The organism is Pseudoalteromonas sp. SR41-8, assembly GCF_014163915.1.
Lineage (GTDB): Bacteria > Pseudomonadota > Gammaproteobacteria > Enterobacterales > Alteromonadaceae > Pseudoalteromonas > Pseudoalteromonas rhizosphaerae.
Map to the genome: position 1 here is coordinate 17,729 of NZ_JACJEE010000021.1, position 18,649 is coordinate 36,377.

Consider the following 18,649-nt stretch of genomic DNA (forward strand, 5'->3'; position numbering starts at 1 on the left):
TTACTCTTTAGTTATTTGGTTTAGATGAGGCTTTGCGTGGTGTCGCCGTGATACGAATATCGTCACCGATACACACACACTCATTAATTGATAAATTAACAACGTCCTGCATACTTGTCAGCTCTGTAAAGTTTAGTAAGCTTTTGCCGTCATTCCCTAACAATTTCGGCGCCAGATAAACAATATATTCATCAATTAAATTACATTCAGTCATTTGGCCCGCTAAGGTTGCCCCTGCCTCTAACCAAATATGATTAAACTGTTGCTGCGCTAAAAGTTTCATGGCAGCCACTAAATCAACTTTATTATTTTTTTCTGGTACTACAATATGGCTTACGTAATGAGGCCATTGCTGTGATTTATCAAGTTCAGTGGTAAGAATAATTACTTCACTGGCAATGCTAAATAATGCTAGCTCAGGTGTTAAACGATTTTGTGAATCAATAATAATACGTACAGGTTGGCGTACAGGTAATTGCGTTGGTAACGGCTCTGGCAGCTCATCAACACGAACATTGAGTTTTGCATTATCAACTAATACTGTGTCCGCGCCGGTTAAAATAGCGCAGCTTTGTGCGCGCTGTAGTTGCACATCTTGGCGAGCCTTAGGGCCCGATATCCACTTACTTTGACCGTTTTTAAGTGCCGTTTTACCATCAAGGCTTGCGGCCATTTTGCAGGTAATAAATGGCATACCTTGCTCCATGCGCTTTAAAAAGCCACGGTTTAACAGCCTTGCTTGTTGTTCTAACAAACCTGACGCAACCTCAATGCCCGCGTCCGCTAAAATAGCTAAACCTTTACCGGCTACCTGCGGGTTTGGATCAACCATAGCAGCAATTACTTTTACCACGCCAGCAGCTTTTAAACCTTCGGCACACGGCGGTGTGCGACCAAAATGGCTACAAGGTTCAAGCGTGACATAAGCAGTTGCACCAAAGGCTTGGCTACCCGCCATTGCTAATGCATTCACTTCAGCATGGCCTTGGCCGGCAACTTGATGAAAACCTTCACCAACAATAACGTCATTTTTTACTAATACACAGCCAACGTTTGGGTTTGGGGTGGTAGTAAAGCGTCCTTGTTTGGCAAGCTCAATCGCTCGGGTCATATAAGAGAAATCTTGTTCGCTAAACTGATATTGGTTCATATCACTCTCCCAAACGGGCAATTTCTTCACCAAATTCACGAATATCTTCGAATGAACGGTATACCGATGCAAATCTGACGTAAGCGACTTTATCGAGTTTTTTCAACGCTTCCATAATGCATTCGCCAATCAGGTGACTGGAAATCTCACGCTCGCCGGTGGCACGTAATTGCGATTTAATAATATTGACCACTTCATCAACTTGCTCGGTACTGACGGGGCGTTTTTCTAATGCGCGGTGTAGACCATTAAGAAGTTTATCTTCATTGAAAGGTTCACGGCTACCGTCTTGTTTGATCACCCGAGGCATTACAAGTTCTGCGCCTTCAAAGGTAGTAAAGCGTTCATGACATTCATTGCATTCACGGCGTCGCCTTACTTGGTGGCCACCTCCCACTAAACGCGAGTCAATCACTTTGGTATCTTTTGCGGTGCAAAATGGACAATGCATAGGTATCAGCTTCCGTTAAAAACAAAAAAGGCCGCTTTTAGGCGGCCTTTATAATAGCAAAAAACTAAGCTATTGTGATCTAAATTACTGTTTGTAACTCAATTAAGCGTAAACAGGTAATTTTTTACAGATTGCTTTAACTTTCTCTTTTACTTGTGCTTGTACTGACTCATCGTTGATGTTGTCTAGTACGTCACAGATCCAGCCAGCAAGCTCTTTAGACTCAGCTTCTTTAAAACCACGGCGTGTGATTGCCGGTGAACCAATACGTAAACCAGACGTTACAAACGGTGAACGTGGGTCATTTGGTACTGAGTTTTTATTTACGGTGATATTAGCATTACCTAAAGCCGCATCCGCGTCTTTACCAGTGATGTCTTTATCAATTAGATCAAGTAAGAACAAGTGGTTTTCTGTTTTATCAGATACGATCTTATAACCGCGCTCTTGCATTACTGCAACCATAGCTTTAGCATTTTTCACAACTTGAGTTTGGTATACTTTAAACTCTGGTTGTAATGCTTCTTTAAATGCCACTGCTTTGGCAGCGATAATGTGACATAAAGGACCACCTTGACCACCAGGGAATACTGCACTGTTAAGCTTTTTATAAATAGCTTCGTCGCCACAAGCAGAAATAATCAAACCACCACGAGGGCCGGCTAATGTCTTATGCGTAGTTGTAGTAACAACGTGTGCATGTGGTACTGGGCTTGGGTAAACACCAGCAGCAATAAGACCTGCAACGTGAGCCATATCAACAAACAAGTAAGCGCCTACTTTGTCAGCGATTTCACGGAATTTAGCCCAATCAACAATACCTGAGTATGCTGAGAAACCACCGATGATCATTTTTGGTTTGTGCTCAAGTGCAAGTGCTTCAACTTGTGCGTAATCAATCTCGCCAGTCGCTTCGTCAAGTCCGTATTGGATTGCGTTATAAAGCTTACCAGAGAAGCTTACATGTGATCCATGCGTTAAGTGACCACCATGAGCTAAGCTCATACCTAACACTGTATCGCCAGCATCTAATAAAGCTAAGAACACAGCAGCATTTGCTTGTGAACCTGCGTGAGGCTGAACGTTAGCATAATCTGAACCAAACAATTCGTTTGCACGGTCAATCGCTAGTTGTTCAACCACGTCAACATGCTCACAACCACCGTAGTAACGCTTGCCCGGATAACCTTCAGCATATTTGTTTGTTAGCTGTGAACCCTGCGCTTCTAGTACGCGTGGGCTACAGTAGTTCTCAGATGCGATAAGCTCGATGTGTTCTTCTTGGCGAGCAGTCTCTTTAGTGATTGCTTCAAATAACTCTGGATCGAAATCCGAAATATTCATGCTACGTTCTAACATGGGGGCTCCTAGGGCAACGTGTATGGTATTTTGAAGGCTGAATTATACGCTGAAAACGTCAATTTGCCTATGGTGTAAAGATGAACATATTTAAACAGGGATTGAATTTAATTCACAGTGTTTTTGTAATGATATTTTTTTATTAAAGCATCAGTAATTTTAATGAATAAAAGCAAATAACATTTACATTATTTATACCTTAATCTGTTGCATTCGCGATTGTTTACACTATTATGATACCAATGTAATCATGGATGATGAACTAATTTACTATGCTATCTAAACCTATCTACGAATCAATTCCTTATTGTTATGTCATTGTTGGCGGACTTTGCATTTTACTTTTCAGCACTGTTTTACCAACAGCCATTGGTATTTTTTTATTCTTCAATGGTGCCAATATTTGGCGATTACGCTCAAATTCACGGCGTAAAGATCATAAAGTAAATCGCATTAAAGTTAACAAACACTTTTATTATTATGAATTTAAACCATTTATTTTATTTATGTGCGGATTACTCCTAATCCATTGGGTAGCGAATGAATTAGTTATACTTGCAGGGATTATGATCTGCCTTATAGCCATTTTAATTTTTTGTTTACGAGTGCTAAACCGCCGTTCACGTTCAATAGTTTAATTTTCCATTACTGCTATTAAGTACAATTTAAAGCAATAAAAAACGACATTGCTTTCACATATGCCGTTTATTTTTAGTTTTACTGAGCGGGTAAAAACTAACCTAGTTTAGCTAATAATATTTCACGCAGGATATCGTAATCATCTGCGATATCTTCGGCTAAGCATGGTTTAGCTAATGCATCAGCTAGTGGTTTTGGCATTTCAAGTTCAATATTTAAAATCTCTTCAACACTTTCTTTAAACTTAGCCGGATGCGCTGTTGCCAGAAAAATACCAGCAGAATCAGTTGCTAAGTTAGCTTTTAGGCCCTGATAAGCAATCGCTGTATGTGGTTCAGCAACATAGCCTGTTTGATGAATTTTTTTCATCACTGCTTGGGTATCATTTTCATCAACACTAGTTGAATAAAAATCATCATAACTAAACCATTTGTTATCAAGCATGGTTTGTACACGTGGCCAATTATTAGGTTTACTCACATCCATGGCATTAGACAATGACTCGATTGTGGCATTAGGCGCCCAGTTTTTATCAAGGATAAAGCGCGGTACAGTGTCATTTTGATTGGTTGTAGCGCTAAGTTTAGCGACCGGTAAACCAATCACCGCACCGATCATCGCCGCACATACATTACCAAAGTTACCACTAGGTATTGAGATATGTGCTTTGGCGCGCTGCTCTTTTGGTAATTGCGCTATTGCTTCAAAGTAATAACATACTTGTGCAACAAGGCGACTTATATTGATAGAATTAGCTGAATTTAAACCTAAGCGAGATTTAACTTCATCATCTAAAAAGGCATTTTTAACCATCGCTTGGCAATCATCAAAGCTACCATCTACAGCGTAGCAATGGATATTATTACCCAAAGTAGTAAACAATTTTTGCTGTGCTAATGAGATTTTACCTTTTGGATACAGGATAACCACATCAATATTTGGCTTGTTATAGAACGCATGCGCAACAGCTGCCCCAGTGTCCCCTGAGGTTGCTGTGAGTATTGTGGTTTTTTCACCTTGGCTAAATTGTGCCAAGCACTCAGCCATAAAGCGACCGCCAAAGTCTTTGAATGCAAGCGTTGGCCCATGGAACAACTCTAAACAATAAATATTGTCTTCAACTTCAACTAATTTAACAGGAAAGTTAAAGGCATTTTGCACCATTTTAGCAACCGTATCAGCAGGTAATTCATCACCAATCAAATGCGATAAAATCTTACTGCTACGAGTAACAAAGTCCATATCGAGTAAACTATCAACATCAGCTAAAGGCGCGAGCGATTCAGGGAAAAATACTCCTTGATTACGTCCTAAACCTGTTTTAACCGCTTCAACAAACGACACTTTTTGAGAATCATCTTTTAAATTATGTAATTGCATTATTAGTTCCTTAAATTCTTATAGCTGACGCGTGCCGGCGTTATCGAGTTTACAAATGTGGCAGAAGCCTTGCTCATTAATATAGTTTTGTTCAAGCCACTGTGCGCATTGCTGTGCAGCTTCAAGCGTTTTGCACACGGTAAATAATGTAGGACCAGCACCTGAGATACTGACAATCTCAGCACCAAACTCTGGCAGCGCCGCTTTAGCTTCACTAAAACCATTGATCAGTGGCGCACGATGCGGCTCCGCTATTTCATCACTCATGATGGAGAGTGCTTCATCAAATCGGCTAGTTAACAATAAAGTACTAAACGCTGATAAGCGCTGCGCAAATTCAACGCTCGCATGCATACTTAGCTGTTTTGGTAACACTGAACGCGCTTTAGCGGTATTAAGTGAAAAACCAGGAAAAGCCGCTACGTAATACCAACGCTCATCAACCGGTAAAGCAATTGATTTATTTGGAATTAAATCACCAGTAAGCTGCAAACCACCCAAGTAACACGGAGTGATATTGTCGTAATGACGACCGCCACTGACAATCGCTTCAAAATCAGCCATTAATTCAATTAACTGCACTTGGCTCAGTGCAGTACCTGCAAACTGATCCAGCGCCGCAAATGTGGCTACTACAGAGCAAGCACTTGAACCAAGACCCGAGCCAATTGGTAAGTTCTTTTTTAATTCCAGTTTAACGCTTGGCATGGTTGGCGCTACATGTTCACGAAAATGCACTAAACACTGATACGCTAAATTTTCACTGGCATCGCTTGGTAGTTTATCTGCGTAATCGCCAGAGCATATAAATTCGTCAAGCTCGCTAGAACTTACCGCAACAACATCACCTAATAACGTGCCATCAATAGGAGCAAGCGCAGCACCTAAGGCATCAAAACCAACTGCAAAATTACCGATTGAGGCTGGAGCATATACTTCGATCATTATACTCTCCTAGCGCGATAACGTTTTTAAAATGTCAGCAAATACCCCGGCCGCAGTCACTGCTGAGCCGGCACCATAACCACGAATAACAAATGGACGTGGTTGATAGTATGCACTCAAAATTGCTAAGGCATTTTCGCCGTCACGAATAACAGCCAGAGCATGCTTTTCATCTACCGCTTCAATACCTACTTTGCAGTGGCCTTGTTTGATAGTACCAACATAACGCAACACTTTGCCTTCACTTGCAGCACTTTGAATACGGTCATTAAACGCAGCATCTAAACTTGGCAATTTAGCCATAAATTCGTCAACGTTATCACCTTGGGCAAAACACAAAGGAAGCACTGATTCAACTTCGATATCGCTCAACTCTAATTTCATACCTGCTTCGCGGGCAATAATTAATAACTTACGCGCGACATCAGTGCCCGATAAATCATCACGTGGATCTGGCTCAGTAAAACCACTCTCTTTTGCTTTAATGGTTGCCTCAGACAGTGATAAACCATCTTGCAATGCGCCAAACATATATGACAATGAACCGGATAAAATTCCGCTAAATTCAAGTAACTCATCGCCAGCACCAAACAGTGACTGTAAGTTATCGATTACTGGAAGACCTGCACCGACATTTGTTTCGTATAAAAACTTACGATTATTTTTTTGCGTTGCTGTAATTAAATCTTGGTAATAAGCATATGAACTTGTATTGGCTTTTTTATTTGCAGCCACAACGTGGAAACCGGCATTCAAAAAGTCTACATACTGAGCCGCTAAAGCATCTGAAGACGTACAATCAACCAGCACTGGATTGATTAAATGATTTTGCCTAACAAATTGTTCAACCAGTTTGAGGTCAAACGGTTGTTCTGATGCTGCCAACTTTTGCTGCCAATCGTCAAAAGCAATTCCTTCGCTATCAAGATGTAATTGACGTGAATTAGCAACACCATACAAGTTTAGTTTGATATTACGTTTTTCAAGCCATGCTTGCTGACGCTCTAACTGCTTAATAAGTTCTTGGCCAACTAAACCACAGCCTAATAAAAATACATCAATTGATGGGATATGAGTGAAGAAATTTTCGTGACACACTTTTACAGCATCATTACACAGCTCGCCGTCAATCACTGCTGAAATTGCACTTTCAGTTGAATCCTGGGCAATAGCGACAATGTTAACTTGTGCTTGGGCAAGTGATGCGAAAAATTTAGCAGCTAAGCCTTTATGAGCGCGCATATTATCACCCACTAAAGTAACGATTGCTAAATTACGCTGCACTTGTACAGGTTCAATTAGTCCCGCCTGTGATTCAAGCTCAAACGCAGTTTGCAATGCCTCAAGAGCCAATGGCAAATCTGATTCATGGACACAGAAGCTGATACTAAATTCACATGACGATTGAGTGATCAGTACAATCGAAACATTATCGTGAGCAAGGGCATTAAAAACTTTTGATGCCATGCCTACTTTACCTTTCATGCCGGGGCCTGAAACCGTTAGCATCGCAAGATTTTGTAAACTAGATAACGCTTTTACCGGCTCCGATGACACATTATCATTACTGATCAGTGATCCTTGTGCATCCGGATTATGGGTATTTTTAATTTCACACGGCACGCCAGCTTTAGCGCACGGTAGAATTGTTTTAGGATGGAGAACTTTGGCACCAAAGTAAGAAAGCTCCATAGCTTCTTTATATGATAAAAAATCAACTTTAGTGGCTTTTTTGATATAACGCGGATCAGCACTGTACACACCATCAACGTCAGTCCAAATTTGACATACTTCAGCTTCTAAACACGCTGCGGCAATTGCGGCTGAATAATCTGAGCCATTACGTCCCAGTGTAGTTAGCTGGCCTTGTTCGTTGCTAGCTGTAAAGCCAGGCATAATATAAATAGTCGCAGGATTAGCTTTTAAAGCCGTTTGAAAACGAATTTTACTCGCCACTAGATCAGCTTCTGCATCAATATGACCATTAGTTGATGCAATACAATCGGTTGCTTCGAGGTAGTGGGCGTTATGTGAGCTTAATAGACACTGCATCAGTGATACACTGATGCGCTCACCAAAACTAATAACATAAGCACGCACTTGATCTGGACAACATTGGATGAGTTTGACACCCGCTAGCTTATTTTGCAGTTCGTTTAAATCAGGCCAGTTTTGAACACTACCATATTCAGCTTCAACGGCTGCTTTTAAGCTTTGGCAACGCTCAATTAATGCGTGCCACTGTGTATCATAATCAAGTCCTTGTTCAGCAGCGCTTGCCAGTGCAACCAATGAATCGGTCATGCCACCTGGAGCCGATAGCACCAATAACATTTCGTCTTTTAATTGTGCTTTAACTAACTGTGCTACCTGTTGTAGGCAGGCAAAGTCAGCAAGTGACGACCCACCAAATTTTAATACTCGCATTTTTTATGTTTCCTCATCCCATAAAACGAAAAAAGGCCTGTGTTCGTTGTGAACACAGGCCTTTAAATTTGTTGCACCGACCTATGCCACTATCCAGTAAGAATGGTGGTTGTAATAATAATGGTCAATGCGTGATTATTTGTTTTCATAGCCCTTAGACTGCCTTAAACAGGGCTATTCTGTCAACCCCAAATAAAAAGATAAATTATGCCTTTTGATTATAAAGAAATCTAATGAATGCCAAATTTATGCAGTATTTCATTTAATCTTGTTTTATCTATCGGCTTATCAACGAAGGCTATAGCTCCCAACTTAGCGACGCGTTGTTTCATTTCAAGTTGAATATCTGCCGAAATTACCAGCACAAAGCATTCAATTTTTTGTGCTTTAATACCTTCAAGAACTTGTACTCCATCAACTTCGGGCATAGTTAAGTCAAGACACAGTAAATCGAAGTTATGTATATGCATTAACTCTAACGCTTCACGGCCATTTTTTGCTTGCATAATATCTGCTGAGATACACTCATTTAAACAGCGTATAACTTGTTTGCGTGCTACTGTTGAATCATCACACACCAGTACGGAAAAATTCATAATATAGACAACTAAAAATACGGATAATAGATTACTGAGCAGACAACTTATCACTCAATAAATAACGATGTTGTAGTAATGTTGTGATTTTATAACACAAAAATTTAACAGCGATAAGCTTAAGTTTTTGCTAAAAAAAGAAAAATTAACAATGTTTGTACTGTTAAATAAGATTATTTTATTTATTTTTAAACATTTATTAGCTAACTTTAATACTGAGTGTACTCGTTGCTAGGGTATTAATTAAGCTTTGTAAAAAAAATAAAGGAGCTATAGGCCACCGATGCTACAAAAAAGCCTATCAAAAAAGCTACTTACCAGCGTGTTATCCGTCTACTTTTTATTAACTTTTGTAGTCACGTGCGGGCAAGTTATTGCAGAATATGTAAACACGAAAGATTATATACGTGACGAACTGACGACCTTACAAAAAACATTTAGTCGTAGTTTAACCCGTGCTATTTGGGAGCTAAACACTAAACAAACCATCACCACAGCAGAAGGCTTATTAGCAATTCCAATGATTGAAGGTATTATTGTACGTGATGATAGCGGCGAGATAATCTCACAATTAGGTCGCTCACTCGATATTCGCGAGCTATATAGCCAACAATTAGTACAAGAAGAAGCGATTATCGAAGATACTCCATCTGGCTTATTCGGTTATACCTTTCCATTGATCTTTGAATTTTCTGGCCGCGCCACCCAAGTTGGTGATGTCACGCTATTTTCGAGCCGAGAAGTGGTATTTAGTCGCATTATGATCTCAATTTATTTTTTAATTGGCAATGCGATGATCAAAACTACATTTTTAATCATCTTATTCTTAATGGCATTTAGAAAACTACTCACTGAACCTCTAGCACAACTAACAGAGCAAATTGAAGATCTTCAATTAGATGACCTCGAAGGTCAACATATCGAAATTGAAACAACTGAGCACAACGAATTAAAAGTAATGGAACAATCATTCAATAAGTTGATCGATAAAGTTGTGCAATACCGCAAAGAGCTTGAACAAACTCAAAAAGCATTGATAATAAGTAACGAAAAGCTCGATCAGCAAAATCTACAACTTGAACAAGAAGTGGCACGTAAAACATCAAATTTAAGTCAAGCTATGATGGATTTACAGCAACAAAAATACGAGTTGGAAAAACAAAAACTAACGCTCACCGAAGAAGTTGATTTGCGTCGCCATACTGAGCAAGAGCTACTAACTAAACAAACTGAAATGCAACGTTATGTTGATGAACTCAATATGGCGCAAGAGCGTTTAGTCAGCTCAGAAAAAATGGCCGCTTTGGGTGGTTTAGTTGCCGGTATTACCCACGATATCAATACCCCGGTCGGTATAGGGGTTACTGCCACATCCTTTTTGCAAGAGCGTTTAATACAAATTGAAAACGCTTACAAAGAGAAAACACTCTCGCCTAAAGCACTTGAGGAGTTTATTAATGATGCCAAACAAAGTACTAGCCTATTAACCACTAACCTAGACCGTGCTTCAGAGCTGGTTGCCAGCTTTAAGCAAATTGCGGTTGATCAAGCCAGTGAAGCTGTGCGCACTATCAACCTAAAAGAATATCTAGGTGAAATTATTCGCTCATTACACCCTAAGATAAAAAATACCAGTCATCATATTAATTTAGATTGCCCGGTAGATTTAACCTTAAATCTACCTGCTGGTGCTATCAGTCAAATTTTTACCAATTTGATTATGAATTCATTGATCCACGGATTCGATGGTGTCAGCAATGGCATTATAGACATTGCTATTAAAGATGAAGATGACCAAGTGATTATCGACTTTAAAGATAATGGCAATGGCGTTACCGAACAGCAACTTGAAAAACTGTTTGATCCGTTTTTTACGACTAAACGCGATCAAGGCGGCAGTGGTCTGGGCACACACATTACTTTCAATTTGGTCAAGCAAACCTTGAGCGGCGAAATCGATGCGACAAGCTCACCGGGGAACGGCTTGCATTATCATATTAGTTTCCCTAAAGACATGCCAAAACCTTTGTCTATATTTAATAACTAATGCGCCGAGACTGTTTGCCTAACACTTTGCTTAATTGCTAAACGTTTGGCCAATCAGTCATTTGCGCATCAGCTTTTTATTGTTATGATTGGGTAAATTTACCGAATGGATCAATCTCCCTATGTGGTTTAGTAACCTTATTTGTTACCGCTTTAAGCAAGACGTGTCGTACACCCAAGAAGACTTTGAGAAAGCCTTAGAGCAAGATTTATTTCGCCCTTGCGGTAGTCAAGATTTAAGTACATTTGGCTGGACCAAAGCCTTTGGTAAACATGGTGATACCCTTTCCCATTTCTCGCAAAAGAGTATTTTGGTTTGTGCTAAACGTGAAGAAAAAGTACTTCCTGCATCCGTTATCAACGATATGGTTGCTGAAAAAATAGAACTTATCGAAGCAGAAGAAAATCGCCCTGTTAAGAAAAAAGAAAAAGACGAGCTCAAAGAAAATATCCTCCATAGCTTATTACCGCAAGCCTTTAAAAAGTCGAGTTTACAGTTTGCCTTTATTGACCAAGAAAATGGCTGGGTAGTCGTCAACAGTGGTAGCTTTAATAAAGCAGAAGAGTTACTAGCACTACTTCGCAAATCACTAGGTACATTGCCGGTAGTTCCTGCATTTGCAAACTATGACTTAGATGTGTTTTTAACGGACTGGTTAACTAACTTCAGTACACCTGAGGGCTTTGCTATTGGCTCTGACGCAGAGCTTGAAGAAGCAGACGATAGCGGTGCTCAAGTTAAGCTTAAAGGCCATGATTTAGCCTGTGATGAAGTTAAATCGCACCTTGAAAGCGGTAAGCGAGTAACAAAACTTGCACTAGATTGGCAAGAGCGCCTGAAGTTCATGCTGCAAAATGATGGCTCTATTAAGCGCTTAAGCTACTCTGAAACATTAAAAGAAGAAAACGCCGACATCCCTAAAGAAGATATGTTGGTCAAACTTGATGCTGACTTTATTCTCGCCTCTGAAGAAATTAAACTAATGCTAGAAGAACTTACGGCTGGTTTAGGTGACGTGGAAGATTTAGCCTAATAGCCTAAATTTTGACTAAGTTTTAAATACTAAAAAAGCGCCCTATTGGCGCTTTTTTTAACTGACGAATTAACTTAACTAAATACCGATTTCACATCATCGAGCATATCGTTATATTCATCACTTGAGAAGATATCAAGTGATGGGATCACACCTTTATCAATATAAGTTTGTAATGCTGCAGACTTATCTGAAACTTGTAAAATACCTTCCATAATCGCGCCAATACGAATGAAATCAACATAGCTAATATGCTCTGGGCGATAGTTAGGATTGGCCCAGCTTTCTGCTACTTCAACAAATTCATCAGTAAACTCCCAAGCACGCATGATGGCTCCCCCTACTTTACCGCTAAGCTTTTGAATCGCATGCGCTAAAAAGCTTGGATTGGCAAATACTTCCGGGTGACGTTCCGCTTCAGTCAAAATAGGCAATACACCAATATTATAAACTAGTGATGCCAGTGTAATGGTGTCACGATTCAATGAGGTCTGCTTGTTTTTCTTAAGGAAAAACTCCATCACAGTAATTGAGTGACATGCTACTTTTAAGGTCTTCTGCCATGCCTTATCCATGTAACCTTTGATCAGCTCATTATTTGAAACAAACAGTTGCTCCATCGCCATTGCTGTTGCGATATTTTTGATTTGACGCAGACCAATACGCGTTACCGCTTGATTTATATTAGAAACTTTAACTGTTCGCCCCATAAAAGCACTATTTGCGACTTTTATCATCCGTGCTGCTAATGCCGGATCATGAGAGATCACATCAGCCATTTGCGCTAAGTTTACATCTGGATTATCGGCAGCTTGACGTACACGAACCGCAACCTCAGGCAAGGTGGGTAAAACTAACGTGTCATTATTTATACGATCAACCAAAATGGTCAGTAGTGCGTTTTCTGTTGACATAAATGTGCCATCCTTTTGTATTGATTTGTTAATACACCCAAACCATGGAATGTTTATTTTTTATAAATACAGTATTGTCTAAGTTACCGCTAAAGTTAAGAAAATTACAGAAATTATATTAGTTTATTTTTCTACTACACTTTATATCCCTTCGCTAAGACCATCACAACACAGGAAACTTGCTATTTACGCATAAGATTTGCTTTAATGCTGGCATAACAAGGAAGCGAAATACCCTCTCAAGGGTATCTATAATTAAACTTACTTTTTAACAGGCAATATAATGACTCTCAATAAAATTAGCCAAGCACTTATTCTCACCGGTGCCGTTTTTCTTAGTGCATGTTCAGATCAAGCCAGCGCACCTAAAGCGTCAACTGACGCAGCAGCCTCAATTAAGCAAGTACAAGATAGCGGCCCACAACTTGTTAACGCTGACACTAGTCGCCTTGATATCTATACCGATTTTAGTTTAACGACTGATTTATCACATTTAAGCGACAACCAAAAAGCGTTAATAGCAAAACTTATTGATGCGTCTAAAATTATGGATGATCTATTCTGGCGCCAAGCATTTGGTGAAGATAAAGCGGCATTTTTAGCCAAAATCAATGATCCTAAAGTACAAAAATTTGCCGATATTAACTATGGACCATGGGATAGATTAAATGGCGATCAAGTCTTTTTGTCAGGCTATGAAGATAAAACAGCCGGAGCTCAATTTTATCCAGCCGATATCACTAAAGAAGAGCTAAACAAGGCTGACGTAGCAGATAAAAATGGCCTGTATTCAGTCATTAAGCGAGATGAGCAAGGCAAGCTATATAGCGTTGCCTATTCGGTTGAATATGCTCAAGCCCTTGAAAAAGCGGCTAACTTATTACGTGAGGCGAGCAAGCTTGCCGATGATAAAGAGTTTGCTAGTTACCTGAATTTACGTGCAGATGCACTACAAAACGATGATTATCAAGCATCAGACTTTGCTTGGATGGACATGAAGAACAACCCCATCGATATCGTTATTGGTCCAATCGAAACCTATGAAGATCAATTGTTCGGCTCTCGCGCAGCCTTCGAATCGTATGTATTAGTGAAAGATTTAGCATGGTCAGAGCGCCTTGCTAAATTTGCAGCATTTTTACCAGAGCTACAAAAAGGCCTCCCTGTTGATGGCAAATACAAACAAGAAGTGCCAGGCTCTGATGCGGACTTAAATGCATATGATGTTGTTTACTACGCAGGCCATTCTAATGCTGGCAGTAAAACTATTGCTATTAACTTACCAAATGACGAACAAGTACAACTTGAAAAAGGCACTCGCCGTTTACAACTGAAAAATGCTATGCGCGCTAAGTTTGATAAAATATTGGTGCCAATCGCTGAGCAGTTAATTGTTCCTGAGCAACGTAAACACATTACTTTCGATGCATTTTTTGCCAATACCATGTTCCATGAAGTCGCTCATGGTTTAGGGATAAAAAATACTATCACAGGTAAAGGCACTGTTCGTCAGTCTTTACAAGAACATGCCAGTGCTTTAGAAGAAGGCAAAGCCGATATCTTAGGCTTATACATGGTTGAGCAGTTACTCAAAAAAGGTGAGATAACAGAGGGAACACTTGAAGATTATTACATCACTTTTATGGCCGGTATTTTCCGCTCAGTGCGTTTTGGCGCATCAAGTGCCCATGGTAAAGCAAATATGATCCGCTTTAACTTTTTCGCAGAAGAAGGTGCATTCTCTAAAAATGAGCAAGGCCTTTACAGCGTAAATATGGAAAAAATGGGCCAAGCAATGGCCAAGCTATCTGGTTTGATCTTAACCTTACAAGGTGATGGTGATTATGAGAAAGTTGATCAACTGATTGCCACACATGGTGATATCAAAGTGGAACTTGCTAAAGATTTAGAAAAACTAAGCCAAGCTAATATCCCTGTAGATGTCACATTTAAACAAGGTAAGAAAGAGTTAGGTTTAGAATAATATAATTAATACTAAAAAGGCGTTTTAGGGGCTCACCTAAAACGCCTTTTTTAATTCAATATTGCTATTACGGGAATGCTAAACCATATTTTTCACTCATTTTTTTTACTTCACCATTAGCAATCATATTATTTAATTCTTTATCGAATAAGGTAATAAACTCATTTAAATTACGTTTTTTTGAAAAACCAAAATAGCCTTTATTAACAATTAATGGCGGTTGTAACTGTTTAACTTGATTAGCTAAACTTAACTGCTTAATAACGGGCTGTGCGGCTCTTGGATGAGTCACTATAATATCGACACGGTCATGAATTAATTGCAAAAAACTGGCTTCTACAGTACCCACTTCAGAAACTTCCAACTGACTTTTATATTGCTCAAAATCGTCACCATAGTTCCAACCTCTTGTTAATCCTACCGATAACTCTTTTAATGTTTCTAAATTATTATGCCACTGGAATTCATTACTATTTTTGACATAAAAAACCAGCGGATCTTGATAGAAAGCAGCCTCACTATAAACCATATATTGCTCTCTAATAGCCGACTTATAAGGGCCTATAAATGCATCAGCTTTGCCAAGTTCAATCATTTTTAGCGCCCGTTTAAATGGCAAAATATCAATTTTAATTTGGCAACCTAAACGCAGGCAAATCTCACCTGCGATGTCGGCGCCTAAGCCTTCTATTTGACCTTGTTCATTTTTTTCAAGTACCGACGGAAAGGTGGTACCAACAAAGTAAAATGTATTTGCTGCACTGTGATGCGAAAATACAATTAACAAGGTAAACAATACTAAAGCTTTCATCCGTTAGTTTGCAATCCTTATATACTGAATGTAATAAACAGCCACGACTTAGTGACCCTAAGCATAGTCTATTTTCACCCAACTAAAAGTCATAATTCCATGATAAAATTCTGTTATATAAACACTCAACCACGATTAAAAATGTGTTTTTAAACGTGCCAATTGCTCTTCACTGTAAGGCACGGCGGGATACTTCCCCCATACTGGCGCAGGCCATGCGACATCGGTTTTATAGCGGGCAATATGATGAATATGTAACTGTGGAACCATGTTACCAAGCGCTGCGACATTAAGTTTATCTGGGTTAAGTACCTCCTTGAGGAGCCGACTTAACTTCGCTGACTCTTGCATTAGCAATAGCTGTTCAGACTCGCTTAGATCAATGCTCTCTTTTAAATTCGCTTTACGAGGCACTAAAATAAACCACGGGTATTGACTATCATTCATAAGTAACACTTTGCATAATGGCCAATCGGCCAGTTCAATACAATCACGTGCAAGTTCTGGGGCTAAAGAGAATTCAACGGTCATTTTTATTCCTTACAAATTAAGTGCATTACATTTTCGCTACTTTATAGCATTTAGTTGCAGTTGCCCACGCTTGGCTTTACCATCGTTGCAGTTTTTATTCGAGCGAAGGTAAACACGTGTTAAAAAAAATTAAACACCTCTCATACTTGCTACCTTTGGTGGCAACAGCCATCACAGTGCAAGCTAAGCCTCTTACTTTAGAACGTATTTTTGATGATCCAAGTTTAGCGGGTAAAGCACCTGTACAGCTTAAGTTTTCACCAGACGGTAGCCGAGTTACCTACCTGCAAGGTAAAAGCGACGATTACAACCGTTATGATTTGTGGGAATATAATTTAAAAGATAACAAAAATCGTATTTTAGTCGACTCTGCCAAACTTTTTTCAGGCCCCGAAAACCTCTCAGACGAAGAAAAAGCACGCCGTGAGCGCCAACGTATTTTTGGTAAAGGTATTTTAGAATACAAATGGTCTAAAGACGGTAAAGCCTTGTTATTTCCACTTAATGGTGACCTCTATTATTACGAGCTAGGAGCAGGAAAAAGCCGTAAACTGACCGATACTGAGGCATTTGAAACCGACGCACGCTTTTCACCAAAAGGAAACTTTGTCTCGTTTGTCCGTGAGCAAAATCTTTATGCGCTAAATCTTAAATCAGGTAAAGAAATTCAGCTGAGTAAAGATGGCGGCGGTGTGATCAAAAACGCCATGGCGGAGTTTGTCGCGCAAGAAGAAATGGGCCGAATGACAGGTTATTGGTGGTCTGGTGATGAATCAAAAATAGCCTTCACTCGCATTGACGAAAGCCCAGTTAAAGAAGCTATCCGCAATGAAATTTACGCTGATGAAGTGAAACTGTTTAACCAACGCTACCCATTTACCGGCACTAATAATGTAAAAATTCAACTTGGTGTGGTTAAGCTCGATAATCAAAAAACTGATTGGGTTGATTTAGGTAAAGACGAAGACATTTACATTGCCCGTGCAAAATGGTTAGAAGATGACAAAACCCTATCATATCAGTGGCAAAACCGCTCACAGCACAACTTAGAATTGCGCTTTTATAACAGCGAAACAACAGAGCAAAAAGTCGCCTTAACAGAAACTAGTGATACCTGGATCAACTTACATTTTGATCTACAGTTTTTGAAAGACAAAAAACATTTTGTTTGGGCCTCTGAGCGCAATGGCTTTAAGCATTTATATCTATATCGTACCAATGGTAAGTTAGTGCGTCAGATCACCGATGGTGACTGGGTGGTTGATAGCTTAAAAGGTATTGATGAGAAAAAAGGCATTGTCTACTTTGCCGGACGCAAAGACACGCCTTTGGAAAGCCAGCTATACAGTGTTCCACTGTTTAAAAAGGGCGATATTAAACGTATCACTGAGCAAGGTGCTTATCACAATGTGGTAATGGCAAAAGACAGTAAAACTTTTATTGATAACAGTTCATCGGTCAACAAGCCAAACTCAGCTGCACTGCGTAAAGTAAACGGTGAATTTGTTACTTGGTTAGAACAAAATAAGCTTGATGAAAACCATCCACTAACTCCTTATCTTACTGATCTAGCTGAGCCTGAATATGGCACTTTGACTGCTGATGATGGTCAAGAGATGCACTATCGTTTATTTAAACCTGCAACGGTAAATGATGGTAAAAAACACCCTGTTCTTGTCAATGTCTATGGCGGCCCACACGCACAACGCGTAACCAATAGTTGGCGCAGCAAGAACTTATATTTCCAATATATGGCACAGCAAGGTTATGTAGTGTTCCAATTAGATAACCGTGGTTCGTATAATCGTGGTAAAAAGTTTGAAGATGCCATTTACAAACATTTAGGTGTGGTTGAAGTGGCTGATCAAATAAAAGGCGTCGAATTTTTACGTACGCTTGATTATGTTGACCCACAACGTATTGGTATTTATGGTCACAGTTACGGTGGCTATATGGCATTAATGACCATGTTTAAAGCTGGTGATTATTTTCAAGCAGGCGTATCTGGAGCGCCAGTGACTGATTGGGCACTGTATGATACTCACTATACCGAGCGTTATTTAGGACATCCTGATACAAATGCCAAAGGCTATGCAGACAGTGCGGTATTTCCATACGCAGATGGCTTGAAAGGGCCATTAATGATCTACCATGGTATGGCCGACGATAACGTATTGTTTACCCATGCCACTAAGTTATTTAAACAATTGCAAGATAACGAAAAGCAATTTGAAATGATGACTTATCCTGGTTCCAAGCACAGCTTACGGGGTAAACAAGTGCAAACTCACTTGCATCAAACAATCACTAACTTCTTTAATCGTCATTTTGATGTAGAGTAAATCAGTAATGACCGCATAAAGGCTGATTGAAAAATCAGCC

The 18,649-nt window shown here is 39.6% G+C and carries 14 protein-coding genes; 4 read left to right on the plus strand and 10 right to left on the minus strand.

Annotated elements, in window-relative coordinates; genetic code table 11:
* Window positions 1-7 precede the first annotated feature (7 nt).
* The 7 genes from ribD to H5162_RS14250 all read right to left on the minus strand — a co-directional run bounded on the left by ribD (window position 8) and on the right by H5162_RS14250 (window position 8,947).
* Window positions 8-1,150, minus strand: coding sequence for a bifunctional diaminohydroxyphosphoribosylaminopyrimidine deaminase/5-amino-6-(5-phosphoribosylamino)uracil reductase RibD (ribD, locus tag H5162_RS14220; RefSeq protein ID WP_182759587.1), 1,143 nt, complete (start codon window positions 1,148-1,150; stop codon window positions 8-10).
* Between the two features lies 1 nt (window position 1,151).
* On the minus strand, window positions 1,152-1,601 hold the full coding sequence (gene nrdR / locus H5162_RS14225; protein WP_016708083.1) for a transcriptional regulator NrdR: 450 nt from the start codon (window positions 1,599-1,601) through the stop codon (window positions 1,152-1,154).
* A 102-nt stretch (window positions 1,602-1,703) separates the two neighbouring features.
* On the minus strand, window positions 1,704-2,960 hold the full coding sequence (gene glyA / locus H5162_RS14230) for a serine hydroxymethyltransferase (protein WP_145241140.1): 1,257 nt from the start codon (window positions 2,958-2,960) through the stop codon (window positions 1,704-1,706).
* A 735-nt stretch (window positions 2,961-3,695) separates the two neighbouring features.
* The gene (gene thrC / locus H5162_RS14235; RefSeq protein ID WP_182778820.1) at window positions 3,696-4,979 is read right to left on the minus strand and encodes a threonine synthase; all 1,284 of its coding nucleotides are present in this window, start codon (window positions 4,977-4,979) and stop codon (window positions 3,696-3,698) included.
* An 18-nt stretch (window positions 4,980-4,997) separates the two neighbouring features.
* Window positions 4,998-5,924, minus strand: a complete 927-nt coding sequence (gene thrB / locus H5162_RS14240) for a homoserine kinase (protein ID WP_145241144.1) — start codon at window positions 5,922-5,924, stop codon at window positions 4,998-5,000.
* Window positions 5,925-5,933: 9 nt separating this feature from the next.
* Window positions 5,934-8,351: a bifunctional aspartate kinase/homoserine dehydrogenase I gene (thrA, locus tag H5162_RS14245; RefSeq protein ID WP_182778822.1), complete on the minus strand. Its 2,418-nt coding sequence runs from the start codon at window positions 8,349-8,351 to the stop codon at window positions 5,934-5,936.
* Window positions 8,352-8,581: 230 nt separating this feature from the next.
* The gene (locus H5162_RS14250; RefSeq protein WP_182731831.1) at window positions 8,582-8,947 is read right to left on the minus strand and encodes a response regulator; all 366 of its coding nucleotides are present in this window, start codon (window positions 8,945-8,947) and stop codon (window positions 8,582-8,584) included.
* A 283-nt stretch (window positions 8,948-9,230) separates the two neighbouring features.
* Here H5162_RS14250 and H5162_RS14255 point away from each other — a divergent pair, with 283 nt between their 5' ends.
* Together H5162_RS14255 and rdgC are read left to right on the plus strand one after the other, a co-directional pair.
* Window positions 9,231-10,994, plus strand: coding sequence for a HAMP domain-containing sensor histidine kinase (locus H5162_RS14255; RefSeq protein WP_145241149.1), 1,764 nt, complete (start codon window positions 9,231-9,233; stop codon window positions 10,992-10,994).
* Window positions 10,995-11,115: 121 nt separating this feature from the next.
* The gene (gene rdgC, locus H5162_RS14260) at window positions 11,116-12,027 is read left to right on the plus strand and encodes a recombination-associated protein RdgC (protein ID WP_145241151.1); all 912 of its coding nucleotides are present in this window, start codon (window positions 11,116-11,118) and stop codon (window positions 12,025-12,027) included.
* Between the two features lie 74 nt (window positions 12,028-12,101).
* Here the strand turns inward: rdgC and H5162_RS14265 are convergent, their stop codons facing one another.
* Complete coding sequence (locus H5162_RS14265; protein WP_145241153.1) at window positions 12,102-12,941, minus strand: HDOD domain-containing protein; 840 nt, start codon at window positions 12,939-12,941, stop codon at window positions 12,102-12,104.
* A 283-nt stretch (window positions 12,942-13,224) separates the two neighbouring features.
* On the opposite strand from H5162_RS14265, the gene H5162_RS14270 reads away from it, so the two are divergent.
* Window positions 13,225-14,925 carry a dipeptidyl-peptidase 3 family protein gene (locus tag H5162_RS14270; protein WP_145241155.1) on the plus strand — a complete coding sequence of 567 codons (1,701 nt, stop codon included), beginning with the start codon at window positions 13,225-13,227 and terminating at the stop codon, window positions 14,923-14,925.
* A 67-nt stretch (window positions 14,926-14,992) separates the two neighbouring features.
* Here H5162_RS14270 and H5162_RS14275 read toward each other — a convergent pair whose 3' ends face one another.
* Complete coding sequence (locus H5162_RS14275; RefSeq protein WP_182778824.1) at window positions 14,993-15,736, minus strand: ABC transporter substrate-binding protein; 744 nt, start codon at window positions 15,734-15,736, stop codon at window positions 14,993-14,995.
* A gap of 135 nt (window positions 15,737-15,871) precedes the next feature.
* A complete protein-coding gene (locus H5162_RS14280) occupies window positions 15,872-16,267 on the minus strand; it encodes an HIT domain-containing protein (RefSeq protein ID WP_145241160.1) in 396 nt (131 codons plus the stop codon).
* A 116-nt stretch (window positions 16,268-16,383) separates the two neighbouring features.
* Between H5162_RS14280 and H5162_RS14285 the strand changes: the two genes are divergently transcribed.
* Window positions 16,384-18,609 carry a S9 family peptidase gene (locus tag H5162_RS14285; protein WP_182759591.1) on the plus strand — a complete coding sequence of 742 codons (2,226 nt, stop codon included), beginning with the start codon at window positions 16,384-16,386 and terminating at the stop codon, window positions 18,607-18,609.
* Window positions 18,610-18,649 lie beyond the last annotated feature (40 nt).